Consider the following 23,100-nt stretch of genomic DNA (forward strand, 5'->3'; position numbering starts at 1 on the left):
CTTCAGGTTTCTGCAAGAAAGGACGGTCCCATGCGCTCTTTCAGGGCCTCACCAACCGAAACACCGATCTTGACCGCATCTTCGACCGCGCCGGTTTCTTCCGCCTCATGCGCTTCGCTGCCGTCCGGCTTCAAAACGATCCCCTTGAAGTGAAGCCGGCCGCCATCCAGCGTCGCCAGCCCGCCGATGGGCGTTCTGCAAGAGCCGTCCAGAACCGCAAGAAACGCACGTTCGGCGTCGAGGCGGATCTGCGTATCCGGGTCATGGATTGCCGCCAGCATGGAAAGGGTCGCCGCATCGTTCTCACGGCTCTCGATGCAAATTGCACCCTGTCCGACGGCTGGAAGAAAGTCGTTCGTGTCAAGGAGACTCGTGATCTCCTGCTCTAGACCCAGCCGGTTGAGCCCCGCAGCGGCCAGCAGCGTCGCATCGACTTCTCCTTCGGCCAGCTTGCGAAGCCTTGTCTGCAGATTGCCGCGATACATGACCACATCAATATCCGGCCTGATCCGCTTGATCATGGCCTGGCGGCGCAGGGAACTGGAGCCGATGACGGCCCCCTCGGGCAGGTCGTTGAGAGATGTTGCCTTGGGTGACAAAAACGCGTCGCGAACATCCTCGCGTGGCAGAAACGCTGTCAGCGCAAGCCCGTCGGGCAAATGCGTCGGCATGTCCTTTGAGGAGTGAACGGCAATGTCGATCCGCTTGTCGAGCAGCGCTTCTTCGATTTCCTTGGTGAACAATCCTTTCCCGCCAACTTCCGACAAAGGCCGGTCCTGAATGCGATCACCAGATGTCTTGATGACGACAATTTCAAACGCCTCATCGGCAAGGCCATGCGCCGCCATCAAGCGATCGCGGGTTTCGTGAGCTTGCGCCAACGCAAGTGCGCTGCCCCTGGTTCCGATGCGCAAAGGATTTGGTTGCAAGGTTTACCGTCCGGATGTTACGCCCGGCAAGAATTCGCCGGAGACTTGTTTGGAATTCGCCCCTATGTCCTATCACAGGCTGCGCTCGCAAAACCAATGACTTCAGTCAACTTAAAAGACAATGCGACCAATCTGACCGTACTCGGCATTGAAACAAGCTGCGATGAGACGGCGGCGGCGGTCGTGTGCGGACCCGGCGAGCGGAAGATTCTGTCCAACACCATTCGCGCGCAAATCGACGAGCATGCTGAATTCGGAGGTGTGGTTCCGGAAATCGCCGCCCGTGCGCATATCGAGATCCTGGATAGAATTGTCGCCGAGGCGATGAAAGAGGCTGATTGCGCGTGGGAAGACATCGATGCGGTCGCAGCAACGGCCGGGCCGGGGTTGATCGGTGGCGTCATTGTCGGTTTCATGACCGCGAAAGCAATCGCCATGGCAGCGGGCAAGCCCTTGATCGGCGTGAACCATCTGGAGGGCCATGCGCTCACGGCCCGCTTGACCGACGATCTGAGCTTTCCGTTCCTTCTGCTTTTGGTCTCCGGGGGGCACAGTCAGTTTCTGCTTGTGCGCGGCGTTGGCGACTATGAACGCCTCGGCACGACGATCGACGATGCCATAGGCGAGGCGTTCGACAAGACCGCGAAGCTGCTGGGCCTGCCCTATCCCGGCGGGCCTCAAGTGGAAAAGATGGCGCAGAAAGGCGATGTTCAACGTTTCAAGCTGCCGCGGCCGTTCCTTGATCGGCCGGGCCTCGACATGTCATTTGCCGGTTTGAAAACGGCGCTTCGAACCCAGGCCAAAAAACTGGAACCGGTGGACGAACAGACCGTCGCAGACCTGTGCGCCGCTTTTCAGCGCGCGGTTTCCGATGTGCTGTCCGCCCGCACAAAATCAGCGCTCCAGCTCTTCCGGGAAAGGCATCCGCAAGCAGAACCCGTTATCGTCGTCGCTGGCGGGGTCGCGGCTAACCAGGAAATCCGTGCTGCACTGACCGGTGCTGCAAAGGAGGCAGGTGCGCGGTTTGTCGCGCCGCCAATGCGGCTTTGCACAGACAACGCCGCCATGATTGCCTGGGCCGGCATTGAACGCCTGCAGCTGGGCCCGGTAGACGACATGAACGTTTCCCCGCGCCCGCGCTGGCCCCTGGACCCGGAACGGGCGGGGATTCTCGGAGCTGGAAAAAAGGGCGCGAAGGCCTGACAGCGCCTTATCGGCGCGGCCTGGTCGACGCGAACGCCTTTTTCATCACCGAATTTGCGCCCCGATCACAAACTTGCCCTTTTGCGCGTGCAGGGAGCCTGCTAGGAAGCAGAGCCCTTCAGCAAAGGATCCTCGCCGCATGCACGTCTATCATAAGGCTTACGTTTACCTGACCTGCGGCACGGATCTCCTGGTGTTTTCAGAACCCGATCATCCGCATGTTGGCTTGCAGGTACCCGGCGGTACGCTGGATCCTGGTGAAAGCTATCTGCAGGCAGCTCGGCGCGAGTTTTCCGAAGAAACCGGACTTTCATTGGATATCGCGCTCGAATCGTTCGCGGACCAGGACAGGATCTTTGAAAATGTGCCCGATTGTCTCGATGGATTGCATCGGCGGCGGCATTTTCACGGACACATCCCGGAAAAACCGGCCGCGGAATGGGAACATTTCGAAACTTCACCCAGCGCAGGTGGTCCGCCAATCCGGTTCCATCTGTTCTGGATCGATTTGTTCGCAGTCGATGCTCCCGCCGAGACCCGCTTTTTTCAAGGGTTTGGAGCACAGCTTGAAACATTACGGACGCGCGTGGAAAGGCAGATCAATGGGCGCCATTAAGACGGTCGGCATTGTCGGGGGCGGGGCCTGGGGAACAGCGCTGGCGCTGACGGCCGCCCGTGCAGGACGAAATGTCAGACTGTGGGCGCGCGATGCGGATACCGTCTCCAACATCCGCGCAAGACGGCAGAACCTTAAGTACCTGCCCGGGATTACTTTCGATGAGGACCTGAACGCGACAACTTCCCTTGAGGATGTTGCGGAGGCGGACGCGATTCTGCTGGTGACGCCTGCACAGACGACACGCGCTATCCTGGCTGGACTGAAAAAGACCGGCGCTGTGCGCGGTCCTGTGGTTTTGTGCGCAAAGGGGATTGAGCAGACCTCAGGCAAGCTCCTGTCGCGGGTGCTGAGCGAAGAACTTCCGGGCGTTGAACCGGGCGTGCTTTCCGGTCCGAGTTTTGCCGACGACGTTGCCCGTGGCCTTCCAACGGCAGTCACCGTTGCGGCAAATTCAGCAAAAACTGCGCTCAGCCTGTGCGAGGCACTTCAGTCCGCGTGCTTTCGGCCCTATGCGTCCATTGACATTCTCGGGGCGCAGATCGGTGGGTCGCTTAAGAATGTGCTCGCGATCGCCTGCGGTGCCGTTGTCGGGAGAAAACTGGGGGCCAGCGCCCAGGCCGCCCTGACAGCGCGCGGGTTCGCAGAACTCACCCGTCTTGGCACCGCCATGGGGGCACAGGGCGAAACACTGACCGGCCTTTCGGGCCTTGGCGACCTCGTCCTGACCTGCTCCTCGGTTCAGTCGAGGAATTTCTCATTCGGCTTGCGTCTCGGGGAAGGTTTCAAGGCCTCGGAACTGATCGCGGCCGGGGGCAAGCTGGCGGAAGGCGCCTATTCGGCAAGGGTTGCCGTCAAACTGGCCCAAAAACACGAGATTGATGTCCCGATCTGCGAAACGGTCGCCCGAATGATCGATGAAGATCTTTCAATCGATGACGCTCTCAACACTTTGATGGCGCGTCCGTTGAAGTCGGAAACGGAAAGCCTTTGAAGGGCCTTTTCCGCCATTGAGTTTGTGACAACTCGGCCCTAGGTTCGGACAAGCGTCTTCAACCAGGGATCTCATTCATGCTCTATGCCTTGATCTGCACCGACAAGCCCGGTGCACTACAAACGCGACTCGACAATCGCAACGACCATATCGCGTTTCTGAAGAGCCTCGGCAACGGGCTCAAGGCTGCCGGACCGTTCCTGGACGACGACGGCAACATGACGGGATCGCTGGTCGTCATCGAGGCAGCGAACCGGGACGAGGCGCTTGCCATCTCTCAGGAAGATCCCTACGCCAAGGCTGATCTGTTCGAAAGCGTCGAGATTCGCCCTTGGAACTGGGTGATCAAGAACCCGGAGGTTGCTTAAGTGCAGTACTGGCTGATCAAATCCGAACCGGACAAATGGTCCTGGGAGCAGCAAAAGGCCAAGGGGGATGCCGGAGAACAATGGGACGGCATCAGGAACTACCAGGCGCGCAACAACATGCGGGCCATGGAAATCGGCGACAAGGCTTTCTTTTATCACTCCAATATCGGCAAGGAAGTTGTCGGTATCGTGGAGGTGTGCAGCGAAATCCATCAGGACACCACCACGGATGACCCGCGTTGGGAATGTGTCGATTTCAAAGCCGTCTGCGATGTGCCAAAGCCGGTCACCCTTGCCGACGTCAAGGCTGAACCGAGCCTGGAAAAGATGGCGCTGGTTGCAAACACACGCCTGTCCGTCCAACCGGTCACAGAAAATGAATGGAAGATCGTCTGCAAGATGGGCGGACTGAAAAAACCTGCCTGAGAAGGCCCTGTGAAAGCCATGCCGGTCATCGAAGACCCTTGCGAATTCATCTTGCGGGAAACACGGATCAAGCCGGTACCGCACGCTGAGGAGATAAGTCTTCATGTTGCCGACGAGGCGATGGAGCTCTGGCAAAAAACCGAAGAGGAGCTGGGAGAACTTGGGCTCCCACCTCCGTTTTGGGCGTTCGCCTGGGCGGGTGGCCAGGGCCTGGCGCGTTATATACTGGACACGCCTGAGCTTGTTGCCGGCAAAGCGGTTCTGGACTTCGCTTGTGGATCAGGACTTGTCGGCATTGCCGCAATGAAGGCAGGCGCGCGAAGTTGCCACGCCGTTGATATTGATCCGTTTGCGCTGGAGGCGACACGCCTGAATGCCTCTTTGAACGGCGTCGATCTTACACGACAGGCCGCCGACATCACGTCAGAGCCCTTGCCTGACGTCGACGTTGTCTTTTGCGGAGACGTTTTCTACGACAAGCAGATGGCCGAAAAGGTTGTTGGGTTTGTTGACCGCCTCAACGCGGCGGATATCAGCGTGTTTGTTGGCGATCCCGGTCGATCCTACCTGCCCCGCGAACGGCTTGTCGAACTGGCGGACTATTCGGTCAAGGTCATCGGCGCTCTGGAAGACAACGAGATCAAAAGAACCCGCATCTACCGTGTCCGGGAAACCTGATCCTGTTTTGGACAATTTCGCGCAGTAATTTTGCAAACTGCGGAAAAAATCAAAAGTTTCACCTGCCGGGCCTTCCCCTTTGCCGTTCTTGCGATAGGTTAGCCGCTCAAAGTCACCTCGCCGTATTTTCAGGAGTTCTTCATGCCCATCGTTAACCGCCTTGCTGATCTGGCTGACGAGATCACCGTCTGGCGCCGCGATTTCCACGAAAATCCGGAAATTCTCTATGAAACAGTCAGAACGGCTGGAAAAGTCGCTGAGTTGCTGGAGAGTTTTGGCGTGGACGAGGTCACGACCGGGATCGGCAAAACCGGTGTCGTGGGCGTGATCAAGGGCCGGAACGGCGGCGCAGGCAAAGCGGTTGGTCTGCGTGCGGACATGGACGCGCTTCCAATCGAAGAGGAAACCAAAAAACCTTACGCCTCCAAGGTCTCCGGAAAAATGCATGCGTGCGGCCATGACGGTCATACAGCCATGTTGCTGGGTGCAGCGAAATATCTGTCTGAGACGCGGAACTTCGACGGCACGGTGGTTGTGATTTTCCAGCCGGCGGAAGAGGGCGGTGCGGGTGCGAAGGCCATGATCGATGACGGCCTGATGACCCGCTGGCCCATGGACGAAGTCTACGGGATGCATAATTATCCCGGCATGCCGGTCGGCGAGTTTGCGATCCGCAAGGGGCCGATCATGGCCGCAACCGACGAGTTCCGTATCACCATCACCGGCAAGGGCGGACATGCAGCCAAGCCGCATCAGACCATCGATCCGGTTATTGTCGGCTCAAAAATGGTGTCTGTTCTGCAGACGATCGCAAGCCGCAACGCGGACCCGCTCGATTCCGTCGTGGTCTCCGTTACCGTGTTTAATGCCGGCAACGCGTTTAACGTGATCCCGCAGGAAGCCGTTCTGCGTGGCACTGTCAGAAGCCTGAACCCGGAAATGCGCGATCTCGCCGAACAGCGCATGGGCAACATCGTCAAGTCGATTGCTGAGGCATTTGACGCCAGGGCGGAACTCCAGTTCCGGCGCGGATACCCGGTCACGTCAAATCACGACGAACAGACCGATTTCGCCGCAGCTATCGCCGAAGGCATTGCAGGCGATGGCAAGGTGAACCGGAACATTGAACCTATGATGGGCGGGGAAGACTTCTCCTACATGCTTGAAGAACGGCCCGGTGCTTTCATCTTTGCAGGCAACGGCAACAGCGCCGGTCTGCACCACCCCGAATATGACTTCAACGATGAGCTCATCCCGGTCGGCTGCTCGTACTGGGTAAAACTCGTGGAGACAGCCCTTCCGGCGAAGGCCGCCTGACTAAAACCGACAGCAGGTTTTTTAGCCCTTGGCAAGTCAATGATCTGATCGAAAACAGTCTTCCGGAGTTAGCGTCCCGGTGTGGTGTCGAGGCGGCAAGGCCGGGTCGTTTTATCCCTAGCGACAATTGTCAATGTGATGGACCTGCGACAAGGGGGTCGCCGTCAGTGGTTTTCATGACCGGCTTTCAACGGGATGACGTCAGCGGGGATTCGCTATATGACTGAGGCCGGTTCCGACCGGCTTTTCTTTTGGGCGTTTCGCAATGGCACTTTCCCCTTTCAAACTCTCCTTCCTGGCCACCTATGTGCTGGTCGGTGCGTTTGTGGGCGTGTTTGTCATCCACCCGCTGAACCTGGTTGTGGTTTGGTGGGAACTGTCCCGCTTTTCTGACACCGCACCAAATGTTCTGGAGTTTCTGTCGGCCCGCTTGTGGCTGGTCTTGTTACCGCGGCACCTCGACGTCGCGATTGCCTATACGCTTGTCGGCGCGATTGTCGGACTGGCTTTCGGAGTTTTCAGCCGAAACTACCTGCGGGCTTCGCAGGCCTACCAGTCTCTGCGCGACGAACAGACCACCGTGATCCCGGATCTTATGAAACGCGGGGAAACGGATACCGTCGAGTTCAAATCAACCCTCCGCTGGGACGTAAAAGAAGACCGCATCAACAGGGGCCTGGAAAAGGTCATAGCCAAGACGATTGCCGGTTTTTTCAACACAGACGGCGGCCACTTGCTGGTCGGTGTCGACGACGACGGCAAACCGCTCGGTCTCGACAAGGACCTCTCGACACTGAAAAGCCCTGACCTCGATTCCTTCGAGCGCACCATCAATGACATTGTATCCAAGAACCTCGGCGGTGATCTTTGTCCGTCCATTCATACTGTTTTCGCGAGAGTCGACGAAAAGGATGTTGCAATGATCATCATCCGGCCGGCGCCCCGCGCGGTCTATATGGAAGAAGGCAGGTCATCCGTCTTTTATGTTAGAAGCGGCAATTCAACCCGCCAGCTCGACGTCCGCGAGGCATTGAACTACGCCAGATCGCGCTGGGCCTGACCCTGATGGACTTTCTGACAACGATCATTCCCGAGCAACTCGGCTTCATTGCGACCTGCGTTCTGGTGGTCGCGAGTTTCTTCACGTCCGCCCTCACCGCGGCAGTCGGACTGGGAGGTGGCATTGCCCTGATTGCGGTGATGGCCACATTGATGCCAACGAGCGCGCTCGTCCCGGTTCACGGTGTCGTGCAGATCGGATCAAACGGCGGCCGCGCTCTGGTTCAGTTGAAACATGTCGACTGGCTGATCGTCGCGTGGTTCACCGCAGGCGCAATTTTTGGCGCAGGCATTGGCGGTGCGATAGCGGTGGAACTGCCATCTGCTGCGCTCAGAGCCGGGATCGGCGCGTTCGTCTTGTGGGTCGTCTGGGGCAGACCACCAAAATTCGGCAAGGCCCAGAAACGCGCAATGGCTGCGGCCGGTTTTGCGTCTACATTTCTTTCCATGTTTTTTGGCGCTGCAGGCCCCATTGGCGGCGCGGTACTGTCGACCCTTGGCCTCACCCGTCACGGCTTCGTCGCAAACCAGGCTGTGACAGCCCTCGTCATGCATGTTTTCAAGATCATTGCCTTCGGTGCGCTCGGCTTCGCATTCGCACCCTGGGCCGGCCTGATCCTCGCGATGATCCTGAGCGGATTTCTGGGAACACTGGCCGGCTCGAAGCTGCTTGGAAAAATGAATGAAGCGACCTTCAAGACCGGATTCAAATGGGTCATGACGGCTTTGGCGCTCAACCTTCTGTGGCAGGCTGTTCGAGGTTTGATCTGAAAGACGCCGTCAATCAGGTCATGCTTGACCGAACCGGCAGCGTCTCTTGAGTAAATCGCAACTGGCTTTGCCTTGAAAGACAAGGCAAGGCGCGGTAACTCAGCGCGAACAGTTTTCAATAATGCAGGATGGAACGCCCATGGCCTCTCACAGTCTTCTACTTCTGCCGGGCGACGGCATTGGCGCTGAAATCATGAAGGAAGTGGAAAAGGTAATCGACTGGTTCAACCAGAACAGCGATATGTCTTTTGAAACCACCGAAGGTCATGTCGGCGGCGCGGCCTATGACAAGCATGGACAGGCTATTTCCGACGAGGACATGGCCAAGGCACTGGAAGTCGACGCCGTGATCTTCGGCGCCGTCGGCGGGCCCAAGTGGGACAAGGTTCCTTACGATGTCCGCCCTGAGGCCGGACTTCTGCGCCTTCGCAAGGAAATGCAGCTTTTCGCGAACCTGCGTCCGGCGATATGCTACCCGGCGCTCGCGGATGCGTCTTCTCTCAAGCCTGAAGTGGTTGAAGGCCTCGATATCCTGATCGTCCGCGAACTGACCGGCGGTGTCTATTTCGGCGAACCGAAGGAAATCACCGATCTTGGCAACGGCCAGAAGCGCGGCATCGACACCCAGATCTACGACACCTATGAAATCGAGCGCATTTCCAAGGTGGCCTTCGAACTCGCCCGCACCCGCAACAACAAAGTCACGTCCATGGAAAAACGGAACGTGATGAAGTCCGGCGTGCTGTGGAACGAGGTCGTCACCGACACGCATCAGGCAGGCTACAACGATGTCGAGCTGGAACACATGCTTGCCGATGCCGGCGGCATGCAGCTGGTGCGCTGGCCGAAGCAGTTCGACGTGATCGTCACCGACAACCTCTTCGGGGACATGCTGTCCGACGTCGCCGCCATGCTCACCGGTTCCCTCGGCATGCTACCATCCGCGTCCCTGGGCGCGCCGGACCCGGTTACCGGGAAACGCAAGGCACTTTATGAGCCGGTTCATGGTTCGGCCCCGGATATTGCTGGAACAGGCGCTGCCAACCCGATCGCGATGATCGCAAGTTTCGCCATGGCGCTGCGCTACTCTTTTGAAGAGATCGAAGCCGCCGACAAGGTTGAAAAGGCGATCGAAGCAGCCTTGGAAAAAGGTCTGCGGACAAAGGACATTGCCAAGGACGGCGACAAGATCGTCACCACTGCCGAGATGGGTGATGTCATCGTTGCCGAGCTGAACGCTTTGACCGCCTGAACCGCGCATTGATTGCAAATCAAACCGCCCGCGGGTATTCCGGGGGCGGTTATTCTGTTGGCACGAGCTATCTTCGTCATCCCGGTCACGTGTAAAGCGCGCAGGGATCGGAGCGCCCGTCACCTTCGACCCGCCATTCCCGGATCTCCGCAACGCAGCGTCCGGGAAGACGATGGTCAGTTTGTTGCCGGGTACAAAATCGCCGGCACGCATTCACACCGAGCCAAGGCCGCTCACATGATCGACGACAAAATCGCCCCCTTTCTTGGCACCTGGATCCTCGACGCGGACGAAAGCGAGTTCGAGCAGGGAGACCCGCCGCAAAGTGCGACGCTTCGGATTGAAGACAATTTCGGCATGGTGAGCTTCACCATGAGCCAGATCTCGGCTGAGGGTGAAGACAGCAGCGATACGTTCGAGGCCGTCCCGGACGGTCCGGAAGTCAAGCTCGGCAAAAGCGGCCTCGTCGATGCCATGCGGCTGGTATTCCAGGGCGACCGGAACCTGGTGTCCGAAGCTCGGCGCGGAGGTCTGACGATCATGAAAGCAGACCGGGAGCTCTCCGAGGATGGCCGGACGCTGACGGTCACCCAGACCGTTCACCTAGTCGACGTTGCAAGCTTCACCAACACATCCGTCTATCGCAAGGCACAGTGAGCGAAATGAAACAGATGATCGGTGCCGTCGCGCTTGTCGTGCCGGATTACGACACGGCGATTGCCTTCTATGTCGGGAAGCTCGGCTTCAATCTTGTTGAAGACACACAGCTCAGCGAGACCAAACGCTGGGTGCTCGTCGCACCCAGAGGCAGCGCTGAAACGCGCCTGCTTTTGGCAAAAGCCGACGATGACGAACAGGCCACCGCCATTGGCAACCAGGCTGGTGGGCGCGTGTTCCTGTTTCTCAACACCGATGATTTTGACCGTGATCATGCGGCCATGGTCTCAAACGGTGTCGTCTTTCTGGAAGCTCCGCGCGAAGAAGCATACGGCAAGGTGGCTGTCTTCCAGGACCCGTTCGGCAACAACTGGGATCTGATCGAACACGCCTGACCGGCGGCAATCCATGCTGAAACACTTGCTTATTCGCTGCGTTTCATCACGAGCAGGGACAAGCCAACCGTGACGATCACAATCCCGATCCACTCCCGGATATCGGGGATCTCACCAAGGACCGGGATCGCCAATACGGCGGCTGATGCCGGCACGGCGGCGGAAAACCCGGCGGTTGCCGTCGGCCCAAGATGCGTTGCAGCCAAGGCAAAGAGAATGACGGCGACGAAGCCGGGACCCAGCCCCTGATAGGCCGCCTGAAACGCAATCATTGCCATGCTGGTGTCTTCCAGGCCGGACGGAAGCAGGAACAGCCAGATCGGCACGAACAGGAGTGCGTTCGGCACGTTGACGAGAACAAGCGCCTGACGCGGTGTCACCTGCCATTGCCGAACACCGAAAATATAGACCGAAAGCACCGCGGACGCGCTTAGGAACAGACCTATTCCGACGGCCACATTCTTGCCGCTGGTGAGGAAGCCCGCACTCCCCAAAAGGACCGCGCCCGCAACGATCACGGTAATTCCGATGATTTGTCTCCTGTCCGGCAAGGTCGCCGCAAAAACCCCCACCAGAATGACCGTGAAAATAGGAAGAGCTCCGTTCGCAAAAACACCGGCATAGGCCGCCGACGCCTCGTTCAGCCCCCAGTACATCAGCATTGAATAGAAAGCGCCGGGCCCGCAAAAAGACATCAGACAAACGGCGTGCCAGGGAAGATGCCGCGGCCACCATTTGAAAAGGAACGGAAGCGTAATGGATCCGGCCACCAGAAACCTGAGCCCTGTCATGTCGGACGGTGTCAGGCTGGTCGTTACGCCCGCCCGCGAGAAGACGATGAAGCCGGACCAGATAAAGAGGACACCAATGGCGCTCGCGATTCCGAGATTGCGGTTCGGAACGAACGAGGACTGACTGTTCAAATTGCTGTCCACCTTCTGAACATGCACCGCGATAGTAGGAATTTTCCCGCGCAAGCCGGTGTTTGCCACCCCTGACAGTTCCGGAAAAAGAGACTTGGCTCCTCAATAAAGCCATTCGGCCCGAATGCAACCGATTGCTGCGCGCTCGCAACTTGACCGCTGGAAATTGGCCGGGAGTGTGCGAATCCAGCATCTCTTCATGAAATCTCCACGCTCTCTCCAGGAGAGGTCCAAGCGCTGCATCCACCACCCGGCTATCTGATTTGCATGGCACCAAGTACAGCCAAGTGAAGGATATATGCATGCAACATCAACCTGGATCCCGACTGACGTTCGACCGGCCCGGCAGGGGACGTGTCTATAACAGTCTGCTGGAAACGATTGGGAACACGCCGCTCGTGCGCATTGGCCGCATGGCCAGCGAAACCGGCTGCAAGGCCGAGGTTCTCGCAAAACTCGAATTCTTCAATCCCGTTTCGAGCGTCAAGGACAGGATAGCGGTCGCGATGCTCGAAGCCATGGAAGCCGACGGAACGATCGGCCCGGGCAGCGTGATCGTCGAACCGACGTCCGGCAACACTGGTATCGGCCTGGCATTTGCCTGTGCCGCAAAAGGATACCGCTGCATTTTGACCATGCCGGACAGCTTCTCCGTCGAGCGGCGCAAGATGATGAAGTTTTTTGGCGCAGAACTTGTGCTGACACCTCGCGAAAAGGGGATCAGCGCTGCCATCGAAAAGGCAAAGGAAATCATTTCCAACACAGACAAGGCCGTGATGCCCTGGCAATTCGGACATCCGGCAAATCCGAATGTTCACCGTAAGACGACAGCCGAGGAAATCTGGTGCGACACCGATGGCGTGGTCGACGCCGTCGTTCTCGGCGTTGGCACCGGCGGCACATTGACCGGTGTCGGCGAGGTGCTGAAGGCCCGCAACCCCGAGGTCAGGATCGTTGCCGTCGAACCGGAAAACAGCCCGGTACTTTCCGGCGGAACGCATTCTCCGCACATGATCCAGGGCATAGGCGCCGGGTTTGTTCCGGACGTCCTGCGCACCGACCTCATCGACGAGGTCATGACGGTCAGCAACGAGGACGCCATGGAAACGGCGCGGACCTTGGCGATTCAAGAAGGGATTCCGGGAGGGATCTCTTCCGGTGCCGCGCTTTGCTGCGCGCTCCGCGTTGCGCGGCGGGACCGCATGAAGGGCCGAACAGTCGTGACCATTCTGCCGAGTTTTGCCGAACGTTATCTGTCGACCGCCCTCTTCCAGGGCCTTGAAGATTAACAACAAAGCTCAAAAATTAAGCAATGAGATCCTGACTGCCGGTTTGACATTACGTCAGATAAAGCGAAACTCTTCCGTAAGAAAACCGGCATCAGGAACACCGAAGTATAGACTTCGACCAAACCATCATCACAGTGAATACTACAGGAAATATTACGCTTCATTGCATTCAGCCAATTCATTGAGAGCACGGAAATGGACCGAAAACTTTTAACAATTGTTGCGATGGATGTGGTCGGCTACAGCCGGATGATGGAGCGCGACGAGGAGCGGACGCTCAGGCAACTGAACGATACCCGCTCCGGTACGATCGAACCGGCAATTGAGCGCCATTCGGGCCGCATCGTCAAACTGATGGGCGATGGCGCGCTGGCGGAGTTTACCAGCGTTGTCGGAGCACTTCAGGCAGCGGTTGAGATACAGCGTAACCTGACGGGCACGACTGGAAGCAATGGCGACGCGCCGCAACTAAGTCTTCGAATCGGCATTCATCTGGGTGACGTGATCGTGGAAGGTAACGATATCTACGGCGACGGCGTCAACGTCGCGGCGCGCCTCGAAACCATTGCGCGACCGGGGTCGATTGTCCTTTCCAAACAGGTTTTCGACCATGTCAGCGGCCGGGTTCCGGTGCACTTCACCCCATTGGGCGAACAGCAGGTGAAGAACATCAGCCGACCCATTGAAGCCTATAGCGTCGATGTCGGCGCAACGAAGCCCTCATCCGGTCGGATCAGGTTCGGTGATTTTGAGCTTGATCCGGACCTGTTCGAATTGCGTTGCAAAGGCGAGACGGTTGCGGTGGAACCCCAGGTATTCGATCTGGTTTCCTATCTTGCCCAGAATTGCGAGCGAACCGTCACAAAGGACGAAATTTTCTCGAAACTCTGGGGCGAGCGGTTTGTCTCCGATTCTGCATTGAGCAGTCAGATCAAGATGGCCAGGAAGGTGCTGGGGGACGACGGAACCTCGCAGCACACCATCCGCACGATCCACGGCCGCGGCTTTCGATTTGTCGCTCCTATGGCTTCAACGGACAGTCCTCCGGTGAGGAACGATCCACCACCACCGGAGCCGGACATCTACAAACAGGCGAGGATGAAACCATCCGTCGCCATATTGCCGTTCGCCAACCTGAACACGGAACCTTCAGAAGACTATCTGGCGGACGGGATCACCGAGGACATCACCACAGCGCTCTCCAAGAACCGCTGGTTGACCGTGATTGCACGCAATTCAAGCTTTTCCTTCCGCAATTCATCGGACGGTATCAGGGTCATCGGCGAAAAACTTGGTGCCGATTACATCGTAACCGGCAGTGTCAGAAAGGCAGGTCAGAGGGTCCGTACCACCGTTCAGCTGGTGGACGCGGACAGCGAAAACAATGTGTGGTCGGAACGCTTCGACCGGGACATGACGGATATCTTCGATCTGCAGGACGAAATCACCGAGCTGGTCGCCTCGCGTATCGAATCCGAGCTTGGCATGACCGAACAACGGAAGGCGGAAAGGCGGCCCCGCAAAAACCTGGGGGCTTGGGATCTCTATCAGCTCGGTGTTGCCGAATTCTACAAGTTCACAAGCGACGCCAATCAAAGGTGCCAGGACTTTCTTCGCCGCGCAATCGAGCTCGATCCCGAGTTCGCAAGCGCCTATTCGAGACTGGCCTACGCCATTGTCCTCAGCATGGTCTATTTTGACGCCGCCCCGGACGACGAGCGCATGGACGAAGCCCTGGCGGCCGCCAAGCGCGCGCTGGAACTGGACGATCAGGACGCGAACAGTTTCTTCACGATCGGACGGGTCTATCTGGCACGTTGCGAATATGAACTGGCAATCGACGCGCTCGAACATGCGGTCGATCTGAACCCCTATCTCGCGGTGACCTATTGTGGGCTGGGCGATTCACTGGCTTACGAAGGGCGGCTCGACGAGGCGATCGAGCAGTTTGAAATTGCAATCCGGCTCAGTCCGCACGATCCGTTCCGGTGGGCGTTTTATTCCTATCGCTCACTGGCGCATCTCTTCCGCCGCGAGTTTCAGGAAGCAGTCTCCTGGGCACGCAAGTCGGTGCAGACCCCGAACGCGCAATACTGGGCTCAGGCCCACCTCGTTGCCGCTCTTGGACTGCTGGGGGAAGAGAAACAGGCTGCTCGCGCCGTTGCTGACCTGACAAGATCTAAGCCCGAGTTCTCGGTCGATTTTGCCCGAAAACATCTGTTCTATCTCAAAAAGGAAGAACAGATCGAAACCTATGTCGAAGGCCTGCGCAAAGCCGGCCTCAAAGAAACTGCTGAATCCAGTTGATCCGTTCAACGGCCGCGATCTGGATCACTATGCTGCGGCAACATCGTTCAGGAACTCGCGGATCTCCTTGCGCAGGTCCTCGGTGCGGCCAACAACATCTCCTGTACGGCTTCCCATATCGGCAGCCGCGCTGCTTGACTGCTGTGCGATTTCTTCAACCTGCGCCATATCGCCGACAACCGAACGTGTCTGGTCAGCGGCCTCTAGCACATTCCCTTTGATCGTATCAGTCGACTGCCGCCTGGCTTCCAGGTCATCGGCAATCTGCGTGGTACAGCCCGTCACTTCGCCGATGTCGGCAATAATTTTTTCAATTGCCTCCACAACACGGCCTGTCCGCCCCTGAACCTGCGCAACCTGCTCGCTGATCTGCTCCGTCGCAGATGCGGTCTGACCGGCGAGGGTCTTCACTTCACCGGCGACCACCTCAAATCCTTTTCCTGCATCGCCAGCCCGTGCTGCTTCAATGGTCGCGTTGAGCGCGAGGAGATTGGTCTGGTCGGCAATTGCGTTGATGAGCGACACGATCTCGCCGATCGATCTTGAAATTTCCGCCAGGCTCTCGATTTCCGCGTTGGCAGCCGCGGCATTCTGGTTCGCGGCCTGTGCGATATCCGTGGCATCTTGCGCCCGCCGGCTGATCGCGGCGATATCGTTGGCCAGAATTTCTGCCGCCTCCGCGACCGCATCGACATTCTCCGATGCGCCCGAAGACGCAGCTGCCGTGGCACGCGCGCGCTGATCCGCATTCTGCGCGACGTCCTCCAGGGTAAAAGACGTGTTTTTCATGTGTCCGAGCGCATTATCGACATCCTCGAGCAGGTCGGTCACGCGGCAACGAAAGTCTTCAATAAGTTTTTCGACGCGCGCCTGGCGTTCGGCAGCAGCCTGACCTTCAAGGCGCTGCCGCTCTTTTGTAAGCTCAATCGTCCGATCCCGAAAATAACCGACGGCCCGCGCGATTTCAGATATTTCCGTGTGTCCATAGGAGAAGGGCAGATCTGTTTCCAACCCATCGGAATCGGCGAGGTTGCGAATGCCGCAGTTGAGGGAGTGAATGCAATAGAGGATGGAACTGCTGAAGCGCCACGCCACACCGAATGCGATGACAAACACAACGGCCAGGGCAGCGGCCACAGCCCACATCCGGATTTTTGAACCGGAAACCATTGCTTCGAGACGGGTTTGAAGCTCAACGGCACTGACCTCTTGCAAGCCGTCGATCGCTGCGAGAAACGCAGTGTGCCGCTCGCGCAGAGGTGCGAGATCAAGTGTCGTGCCATCCGCGCCCTGGCTCACTTTTGAGGCGACTTTGGCAAGCGCACCCTGGAACTTCCCGCTGGCCTGCCGGTATGTCTTCGCGGCATTGGCGAAAGGTGTTTCTCCGTCACCGGACAGCACCGTGTTGTCACCTTTTGTCAGTCCGCTGATTTCATCTGCGAGAACCTTGAACTGCCCCGCACCGACCAGCACAGACATTGTATCGAAATGGCTGAGCTCCTGCTTCTCGGACAGTTTGTCGCTGTTCCGCACGACTGCGTTTGTGCGCACAACGAGATCGGAAAGCTGCCCGGCAACCAGCCCTGCGAGAAGATTTGCTTCCGGTGAGCGGTTTGCCCGAACACCCGATTTTTCACCGATGCAGACAATAAGCCGATGCCCTGCCGACAGGGTTTTGACCGCGTTGTCCGGCAGCTTCTCGGGCGCACAGAGCGGATAGTTTGAAAGGACACCGTCCGGCAATCCGTTGCTGCTTTTCATGACCGAGGATGTCCAGACCGCGTCCAGTGCCGGAAGTCCCGCAAGCTTGGCACTGTCCCGCGCCAGATCGTCATAGGCCGACATGATGATCCAACCTGCACAGGCAACGATCGGCAAGGTCAGGACAAAAACCAGCAGGAACAGTCTTTTGCGGATGGTCAATGGAAATCTCCCGAATCGCATTGGGACGCATTGAGAGAAAAGCTAAGCTGAAATTACCAATAAATTCGAAACACGCCGCGCTTATTTGTTCCCGCTGTTTTCAAGTCCTTGCATGGCAGCGATAGCGCGGCGCATGAACTCGAGAAATTGTGCTTTTTCATTCTCGGTGAAATCCGCAAGAGCTTCCGCATTCTGCAGTGTCGCTGCACCCAGTGCATCTTTCTCCAGCGACTTTGCCCTTTCCGTCAGGAAGATCTGTTGCACGCGGCCGTCGTCTTCGCTTGCCCGGCGGACGATCAGTCCGTCCCGCTCCATGCGTGACAGCGTATTGGCCAGTGTCGCCTGCTCGATATCCAGCAGTTTAACGAGAGCCTTCTGCGTCTGGCCTTCCTTGGTCCAAAGCGCGATGAGCGCTGGAAACACGCCGGGAGACAATCCGAGCGGCTTTATCCGCCGATGAAGCCCGGCAGCAAAAAGGCGCGCCATGTGGTTGGCGAGATAACCGGCTGAGGAATCTTTTTCGAACGTCATGTCTTGCATATACGATAAATAGCATACTATATAATTAAACATAGCTTGCTATATAAATGAGGCAAACATGACAAAACGAACTCGCAGCAAATCACTCGTTCTCGCGATCCTGGCCCTTACCAACACCCACTCAGGAGCCCCTGCCATGGCCAACGACCTGACACAAAGCGAACCCGTCACGCTGATCAATGTCTTTGAGGTCCCCAAGGACCGGATCGATGCAACGATCGGCTCCTGGGAAAAAGCCAGAAACTTCCTGCGCCAGCAGCCCGGCTACATTTCGACAAGTCTGCATCAGGCACTTGATCCGGGTGCCAGGTTTCAGCTGATCAATATGGCCAAATGGGAAAGCCCAGAAGCTTTTCACGCGGCCATTTCGAAAATGCGGCAAAGCAGTCTTGGCAAGGAGATGAATGGGACCGTGTTTCATGCTGCGCTATTCCAGGTCGTCCGCAGCGACGGAGGCCTGGAAAAATGAACGGGACAGGATCCTTCAGCCGGACCCTCCATTGGTTCATCGCGGTCCTTGGACTTGCCGCTCTTTGCTCTGGCTTCCTGATGACACGTTCCGGCACCCTTTCGCCGATTGCGATGCAACTTCATATCGGCCTGGGAGCGCTGGCCGGTTTTCTTTCACTGATACGCGTTTTGCTCTGGCTCGTGAAAGGCGCTCCAGAACAAAGATTTCCTGTTCATTCCAAAATTCAGGCTGTAAGCGCCAACATGGTGCATGGGCTTCTCCGACTGGTCCCGCTTGCCCTTCTGGCAAGCGGAGCCGCGATGATTGCTCTCTCAGGATCGTTCCCTGTAATCGTGAGCGGGAAGCTCGTAGACCTGCGCGTTTTCGCCGAACTGCCGCCGCGCAATCTGCACCACGGTGCGGCCATATGTCTGGCTGGTCTCATCGGGCTGCACGTCGCCGCCGCCCTTTGGCATTGGCGTCGGGAAGCCAGTTTGGAAAAACCCTGATGCCTGTCTGTAAAGGATTGCCCGCCGATCTTATGGGGCAGAACTCCCTGGCGCTTGCAAGCGCCGGTTTGCGACCCAAACCCAGCCGCTGAGCAGGACCGCAGACCCTGAGACGAGTGTCATGAGCGTTCCAGGAATGAAATTGGCGTAACCGGGCAAATCGATGAAGACGAAATAACCGACATCCGCCAGCCCGCCGACAAGCGCTGTTACCCAGATCGCCGTCATGTTGCCTTGCCAGATGAACACGGCACCGATGATTGTGGTCACACCAAACCAGCCAAGGTTCCAGCCATGTTGCGACAGGATGCCGGACAGGGGTTCCGGATACTCCCCGACCAGCGTCGCCTTGTCGACGGCGTCAGCGATGTTTCCGATTGCCGTTTGAGGGTCGACTGGGATGATCAAGATTGCGGCAAGCACATGGACCGCACCCCAGATCACCCAGAGGATGGAAGCGACTTTCAACGCGATCTTGTGTTCCGGTTTCATTTTGGGTCCTTCTCGTGAACGGGTTCTTCTGCAATCGCCGCCAAAGCCGAGGTGAGCGCGATACGATCCTCTTCATTGATGAGCTTGTCAGCTCCCGGGTCATAGGCATCTCCCCATCGGCCTATTCCGGCAGCCCCGCGAAGGATGCCGCCGAAATGGGGTGCCAGCAGTTCCTGGCTTTGCAAGACGCTGGCACCGGCTCTCGGTCCCGGCGTTGCAGCCAGGATGACCATGGGCTTGTGCTGCCAGAGCTTCGTGTCTATCCGGCTCATCCAGTCGAAGAGGTTTTTCCAGGCCGCCGTCACAAATCCGTTGTGTTCCGCGAACGAGATCAGCAGCGCATCCGCCTTACCTATTTTTTCAAAAAAGACGCGTGCCGGCAGCGGCACACCGCGCTCTTTCTCCCGGTCAACGGAGTAAATCGGCATCTCGAAATCATTCAAGTCAAGAAACTCGATCTGCGCATCGGTGCGCATATCCCGCTTGAACTGAAGGGCGGCCAGTTCGACGAGCTGCCGGTTTATCGACTGACGGCTGTTTGTCGCCGCAAATGCCAGCAATCGCATTCCTAGACCTCATCGCCCTTAAGCAACGTCCCAAGACGTGCTCTGGTTCTGTCCCGTGCGATAAGGTGTTATGCTGCATCGCTGCGCGCAATAGCGGCTTTCGCGCACCAAATGAGCGATCAGCGCGCACAAGTAAAAGGCTGCGACGATGAAACACTGGACCGAACTTCGAACGGCAATGCTGGTTGCTCAAACAGGCACCGTCAGCGCCGCTGCAAGCGAACTCGGGGTCCATCGCGCGACTGTCAACCGTCACATTGAAGCGCTGGAACATGCACTCGGGACAACGCTCTTCCACCGTCATGCCCGCGGCTACGCCCTCACCGACGCGGGTCGTGACATGCTTGAAGTGGCGAGCCGGGCCGAAGACATGTTCAAAGATCTTGAGGGCCGCAACCGGAGCCGCGCCGGTCTCCTGTCAGGTGAATTGACGATTACAGCTCTCGGTGGCATTGCGTCACTGATCATTCCGGCCATCAGGAAATTCCACATTGCGCACCCGAAAATAGCCGTGGAATTCGTCGCGGAAGAACGACTTGCAAAGCTCGAACACGGTGAAGCGCATATCGCGTTCCGCGCCGGACCGAAGCCTGATGTCACCGATTACGTCGTTCTTCCGTTTTATCAGATCCGTTTCGGTCTTTACGCGAGCCGGGACTATATCGAACGCTTCGGATATCCGGAGAACGGGGCATTCGAGGGCCATGAGTTCGTCGGAACGGTCAGCCGTCCGACGGCGCACCCCTATTCGAAATGGATGCGCACGCACGTTCCGCAAACTTCACTGTCACTGCAAACGAGCGAAGTACCGGTGCAGTTTGAGGCCGTGTGCGCGGGTCTTGGCCTCGGTTTCCTGCCTGAACACGAAGCTCAGAACCGGTCGGAGCTCGTTGAAATCCTGCCGCCCAGGATAAGGTGGGCGGCAAATGTCTGGATCGTAACGCATGTCGATCTTCACCGAACCGCGAAAATCCAGGCATTTCTGCGCTTTGTCAGAAAAGACAACAGCCAAAACTCCAATTGAGAGGCTTGACTTTCCAAGAGGCAAAAAGACCCGGCAGAATATTGCTGCCGGGTCTCTGTAGTAGTTTCGTGAGCCGGAAGCCGGCTTAGTTCAGGCGCGATGCCGGGCCGAGATTGATCAGCTGTGTTTCGCCCGGAGCATCATCGACACCATCGTTGTCGGTCACGAGGATGAGCTTGCCGTCCGCTGTGACAGCCAGTCCTTCAGGCTTGTCCAGTATCCAGCCCTTGCCCTCGGCCATCGCCGGCAGAATGTCCATCGCATAGCGCTTCTTCAGAACCGGAAGCGTTTCGCCATGCTCCGCCGGAACGACGTCCTTCAGAGAGATGACGGTGATCTGCTTGATCGCCGCATTCTCGCCGCCCTTGTTGTCGCGTTCCAGAACGGCGAAGTCACCCTCGCCCAGTGAAACGATTTCCGAAAGACCTACCCAGCCACCAGCAGCGCTCTTCGGAGCGTCGAGCGGATAGTGCACAAAGCCCCAGGACTTGTCCGCCGGGTTGTAGATCGCGATTTTGGTGTACCCCTTCGGGTCGTCGTTCCACTCGCGCTGAACGGCAACAGCCACCAGGGTTTGGCCGTTCATCTCGAATTCGGTAACACCTTCGAAGGAAAAGCGCTTCGCCTGATCGATCAGGCTCTGCGGAAGCGTGACCTGTTCCGAGATGACACCATCCGTTCCGACTTTCAGAAGCAGATGCTCGCGCTCGTTTTTCGGATGGCCTTCGGAAGCCAGCCAGAAGCCGCCGTCCCTGGCAACCGCGATCCCTTCAAGGTCGAGCCTCTCCTGATCAAAGCCGGTGACCGTCACGTAGGATGTGATCTTTGCCGGCTTGGACGAAATGTCCATGGTGTAGATCCGGGCATCATCATAGAAGCTGTCGCTGACAGCATAGAGCTTGTTTGCATCGGACGGATCAGCCGCCAGCGCGGAAATGGCGCCCCAGCCAATCGGCGCGCCCTTTTCCGGATCCATGTCGGAAACAACAGACGGATAGGAAGGTGTCTCGGCGCCGAACTTGTAGAGCGAAATGTGCGAGCGGACATTGTCTTCTGCACTGTCGACCTCGTTGGCGACGACGAAGAGGTCGCGGCTCGGGATTGCCAGCAGACCTTCCGGACCGACATGGGTCGGCAGGAACTGGACGAACTCAGGCGCGCCGCCGGTATCCTTGTAAACGGCAACGAAATTACCGCGCTCCGAATTGACGAAGATCAGCGTTTCACCGCCAAACGACCCGACCGCGACACCTTCCGGTTCAGTGCCTTTCTTGTGCGCACGTTTGGCGGGGTAGTGGCCGTGGGACATGCCCAGATGTTCCATCTGGTTGCCGCTGTCGAAAAGGACGTCGCCTTTGGCGCTCCAGATGGTGAAACCGCGAGAACCGCCCTCGTAGTCACCTTCGTTGGCGGTTACGAAGCGCTCGTCGTCGATCCAGGCAACGGCATCCGGCTCGCGCAGCACATTCTCACTGCTCCCGGAAGCATCACTCATGCGCGCCTTTTTCACCGGAACATTTTCGGCGGTTGCCGCACCGGCCGAAAAGTTTGCGACAACTTCACCACTCGCCAGATCAACAACGGCGATGTGATTGTTTTCCTGAAGCGTAACAACCGCCTGGTTCTGGGAATTGATGGAAACGAACTCAGGCTCCGGGTCGGTCGGTGCGACTTCGGCAAGGCCGGTCAGGTCGACGATGCGCACGGCATCGCAATTGGTCGGCACGCCATTTTCGTCAAGGTCGAATACGGCGAGATGACCGGCGGGCATTTGCGGGATGACACCGTCGTTCAGGTCCTCGTCCCGTTCATTTTCGATCGCAATCGCAACGAATTTTCTGTCTGGTGAGATAGCAACGCTGTCCGGTTGACCCTTCGCGTCGCATTTGGCCGTCACGCCCATTTCGTTCAGGGCGATAACGGCAAGATGACCGGACGCATTGATGAAGTCTTCGCTGGTGTTCACACCGGCATAGGCCGCCTTGTCGCCAACGGCAACCGATGTCGGTTCGCCGCCGAGGTCAACACGGGCCATCGGCTGAATGTTGAGCGGATTAGCAGCATTGACGAACACGATTGAATCGCCCGGGCTGTCCGTGAATGCCAGCGTCCGTCCGTCTTTGGAGGCATAAATGATTTCTGCAACGGTTTCGGTCGCCTTGTCCGCACCGTCCGGAAGGGTCTTGTAGACGGGGTAGGTGTTGATGCGTTCGAAATAATCCGCCTGTGCCGCCGAAACGGCTCCAAGACCGACCAGAACGGAAAGGCTGACGCTTTTCAAAAAACGTCCGCGAAGGTCTGACATTGCACTAGCTCCCACAGTTTTTTGGGTTGAGGTGCGCGCAAGCTAGTGGGCCACATTACAAGAACGGTGACATTTCCATGAAGCTTAGATGACACCCCCACGAATA

At 57.7% G+C, this 23,100-nt stretch carries 24 protein-coding genes; 17 read left to right on the top strand and 7 right to left on the bottom strand.

Annotated elements, in window-relative coordinates; all coding sequences use genetic code 11:
- Positions 1–2: 2 nt before the first annotated feature.
- Positions 3–929, bottom strand: a complete 927-nt coding sequence (gene hemC, locus ABVF61_RS26200) for a hydroxymethylbilane synthase (RefSeq protein WP_353996561.1) — start codon at positions 927–929, stop codon at positions 3–5.
- 132 nt (positions 930–1,061) lie between these two features.
- Between hemC and tsaD the strand changes: the two genes are divergently transcribed.
- The 12 genes from tsaD (at position 1,062) to ABVF61_RS26260 (ending at position 10,665) form a co-directional block, all read left to right on the top strand.
- Complete coding sequence (tsaD, locus tag ABVF61_RS26205) at positions 1,062–2,132, top strand: tRNA (adenosine(37)-N6)-threonylcarbamoyltransferase complex transferase subunit TsaD (RefSeq protein WP_353997321.1); 1,071 nt, start codon at positions 1,062–1,064, stop codon at positions 2,130–2,132.
- A gap of 139 nt (positions 2,133–2,271) precedes the next feature.
- Positions 2,272–2,748 carry an NUDIX hydrolase gene (locus ABVF61_RS26210; RefSeq protein ID WP_353996562.1) on the top strand — a complete coding sequence of 159 codons (477 nt, stop codon included), beginning with the start codon at positions 2,272–2,274 and terminating at the stop codon, positions 2,746–2,748.
- A complete protein-coding gene (locus tag ABVF61_RS26215) occupies positions 2,735–3,742 on the top strand; it encodes an NAD(P)H-dependent glycerol-3-phosphate dehydrogenase (RefSeq protein WP_353996563.1) in 1,008 nt (335 codons plus the stop codon). Before ABVF61_RS26210 ends, ABVF61_RS26215 begins: the two co-directional genes overlap by 14 nt.
- A gap of 77 nt (positions 3,743–3,819) precedes the next feature.
- A complete protein-coding gene (locus tag ABVF61_RS26220) occupies positions 3,820–4,110 on the top strand; it encodes a YciI-like protein (protein ID WP_353996564.1) in 291 nt (96 codons plus the stop codon).
- Positions 4,111–4,536, top strand: a complete 426-nt coding sequence (locus ABVF61_RS26225; protein ID WP_353996565.1) for an EVE domain-containing protein — start codon at positions 4,111–4,113, stop codon at positions 4,534–4,536.
- 18 nt (positions 4,537–4,554) lie between these two features.
- Entirely contained in the window at positions 4,555–5,214 is a 660-nt protein-coding gene (locus tag ABVF61_RS26230; protein ID WP_353997322.1) for a class I SAM-dependent methyltransferase, read from the top strand.
- Positions 5,215–5,355: 141 nt separating this feature from the next.
- A complete protein-coding gene (locus tag ABVF61_RS26235) occupies positions 5,356–6,531 on the top strand; it encodes a M20 aminoacylase family protein (RefSeq protein WP_353996566.1) in 1,176 nt (391 codons plus the stop codon).
- 265 nt (positions 6,532–6,796) lie between these two features.
- Entirely contained in the window at positions 6,797–7,591 is a 795-nt protein-coding gene (locus ABVF61_RS26240; protein ID WP_353996567.1) for an AlbA family DNA-binding domain-containing protein, read from the top strand.
- A 5-nt stretch (positions 7,592–7,596) separates the two neighbouring features.
- A complete protein-coding gene (locus ABVF61_RS26245) occupies positions 7,597–8,361 on the top strand; it encodes a sulfite exporter TauE/SafE family protein (protein WP_353996568.1) in 765 nt (254 codons plus the stop codon).
- A 139-nt stretch (positions 8,362–8,500) separates the two neighbouring features.
- The gene (gene leuB / locus ABVF61_RS26250) at positions 8,501–9,613 is read left to right on the top strand and encodes a 3-isopropylmalate dehydrogenase (protein WP_353996569.1); all 1,113 of its coding nucleotides are present in this window, start codon (positions 8,501–8,503) and stop codon (positions 9,611–9,613) included.
- Between the two features lie 237 nt (positions 9,614–9,850).
- Positions 9,851–10,270: a hypothetical protein gene (locus ABVF61_RS26255; RefSeq protein ID WP_353996570.1), complete on the top strand. Its 420-nt coding sequence runs from the start codon at positions 9,851–9,853 to the stop codon at positions 10,268–10,270.
- Between the two features lie 5 nt (positions 10,271–10,275).
- Positions 10,276–10,665: a VOC family protein gene (locus ABVF61_RS26260; RefSeq protein ID WP_353997323.1), complete on the top strand. Its 390-nt coding sequence runs from the start codon at positions 10,276–10,278 to the stop codon at positions 10,663–10,665.
- Between the two features lie 29 nt (positions 10,666–10,694).
- Here ABVF61_RS26260 and ABVF61_RS26265 read toward each other — a convergent pair whose 3' ends face one another.
- A complete protein-coding gene (locus ABVF61_RS26265; protein ID WP_353996571.1) occupies positions 10,695–11,588 on the bottom strand; it encodes a DMT family transporter in 894 nt (297 codons plus the stop codon).
- Between the two features lie 302 nt (positions 11,589–11,890).
- Here ABVF61_RS26265 and cysK point away from each other — a divergent pair, with 302 nt between their 5' ends.
- Together cysK and ABVF61_RS26275 are read left to right on the top strand one after the other, a co-directional pair.
- Positions 11,891–12,877 carry a cysteine synthase A gene (gene cysK, locus ABVF61_RS26270; protein ID WP_353996572.1) on the top strand — a complete coding sequence of 329 codons (987 nt, stop codon included), beginning with the start codon at positions 11,891–11,893 and terminating at the stop codon, positions 12,875–12,877.
- Positions 12,878–13,072: 195 nt separating this feature from the next.
- Positions 13,073–15,184 (top strand): winged helix-turn-helix domain-containing protein, encoded by a 2,112-nt coding sequence (locus tag ABVF61_RS26275; protein ID WP_353996573.1) that lies wholly within the window; start codon positions 13,073–13,075, stop codon positions 15,182–15,184.
- 27 nt (positions 15,185–15,211) lie between these two features.
- Here ABVF61_RS26275 and ABVF61_RS26280 read toward each other — a convergent pair whose 3' ends face one another.
- Together ABVF61_RS26280 and ABVF61_RS26285 are read right to left on the bottom strand one after the other, a co-directional pair.
- Positions 15,212–17,107, bottom strand: coding sequence for a methyl-accepting chemotaxis protein (locus ABVF61_RS26280; RefSeq protein ID WP_353996574.1), 1,896 nt, complete (start codon positions 17,105–17,107; stop codon positions 15,212–15,214).
- 81 nt (positions 17,108–17,188) lie between these two features.
- On the bottom strand, positions 17,189–17,638 hold the full coding sequence (locus tag ABVF61_RS26285; protein ID WP_353996575.1) for a MarR family winged helix-turn-helix transcriptional regulator: 450 nt from the start codon (positions 17,636–17,638) through the stop codon (positions 17,189–17,191).
- Positions 17,639–17,705: 67 nt separating this feature from the next.
- Between ABVF61_RS26285 and ABVF61_RS26290 the strand changes: the two genes are divergently transcribed.
- The gene (locus ABVF61_RS26290; protein WP_353996576.1) at positions 17,706–18,116 is read left to right on the top strand and encodes an antibiotic biosynthesis monooxygenase family protein; all 411 of its coding nucleotides are present in this window, start codon (positions 17,706–17,708) and stop codon (positions 18,114–18,116) included.
- Complete coding sequence (locus ABVF61_RS26295) at positions 18,113–18,607, top strand: cytochrome b (protein ID WP_353996577.1); 495 nt, start codon at positions 18,113–18,115, stop codon at positions 18,605–18,607. Before ABVF61_RS26290 ends, ABVF61_RS26295 begins: the two co-directional genes overlap by 4 nt.
- 30 nt (positions 18,608–18,637) lie before the next feature.
- On the opposite strand, the gene ABVF61_RS26300 is transcribed toward ABVF61_RS26295, so the two are convergent.
- Together ABVF61_RS26300 and ABVF61_RS26305 are read right to left on the bottom strand one after the other, a co-directional pair.
- Positions 18,638–19,099, bottom strand: coding sequence for a hypothetical protein (locus tag ABVF61_RS26300; protein ID WP_353996578.1), 462 nt, complete (start codon positions 19,097–19,099; stop codon positions 18,638–18,640).
- Positions 19,096–19,665: an NADPH-dependent FMN reductase gene (locus ABVF61_RS26305; RefSeq protein WP_353996579.1), complete on the bottom strand. Its 570-nt coding sequence runs from the start codon at positions 19,663–19,665 to the stop codon at positions 19,096–19,098. Before ABVF61_RS26305 ends, ABVF61_RS26300 begins: the two co-directional genes overlap by 4 nt.
- A 148-nt stretch (positions 19,666–19,813) precedes the next feature.
- Here ABVF61_RS26305 and ABVF61_RS26310 point away from each other — a divergent pair, with 148 nt between their 5' ends.
- Positions 19,814–20,689 (top strand): LysR family transcriptional regulator, encoded by an 876-nt coding sequence (locus ABVF61_RS26310; protein WP_353996580.1) that lies wholly within the window; start codon positions 19,814–19,816, stop codon positions 20,687–20,689.
- A gap of 85 nt (positions 20,690–20,774) precedes the next feature.
- Here the strand turns inward: ABVF61_RS26310 and ABVF61_RS26315 are convergent, their stop codons facing one another.
- Positions 20,775–22,994: an esterase-like activity of phytase family protein gene (locus ABVF61_RS26315; protein ID WP_353996581.1), complete on the bottom strand. Its 2,220-nt coding sequence runs from the start codon at positions 22,992–22,994 to the stop codon at positions 20,775–20,777.
- Positions 22,995–23,100 lie beyond the last annotated feature (106 nt).

This window comes from Roseibium sp. HPY-6 (assembly GCF_040530035.1).
Taxonomy (GTDB): Bacteria; Pseudomonadota; Alphaproteobacteria; order Rhizobiales; family Stappiaceae; genus Roseibium.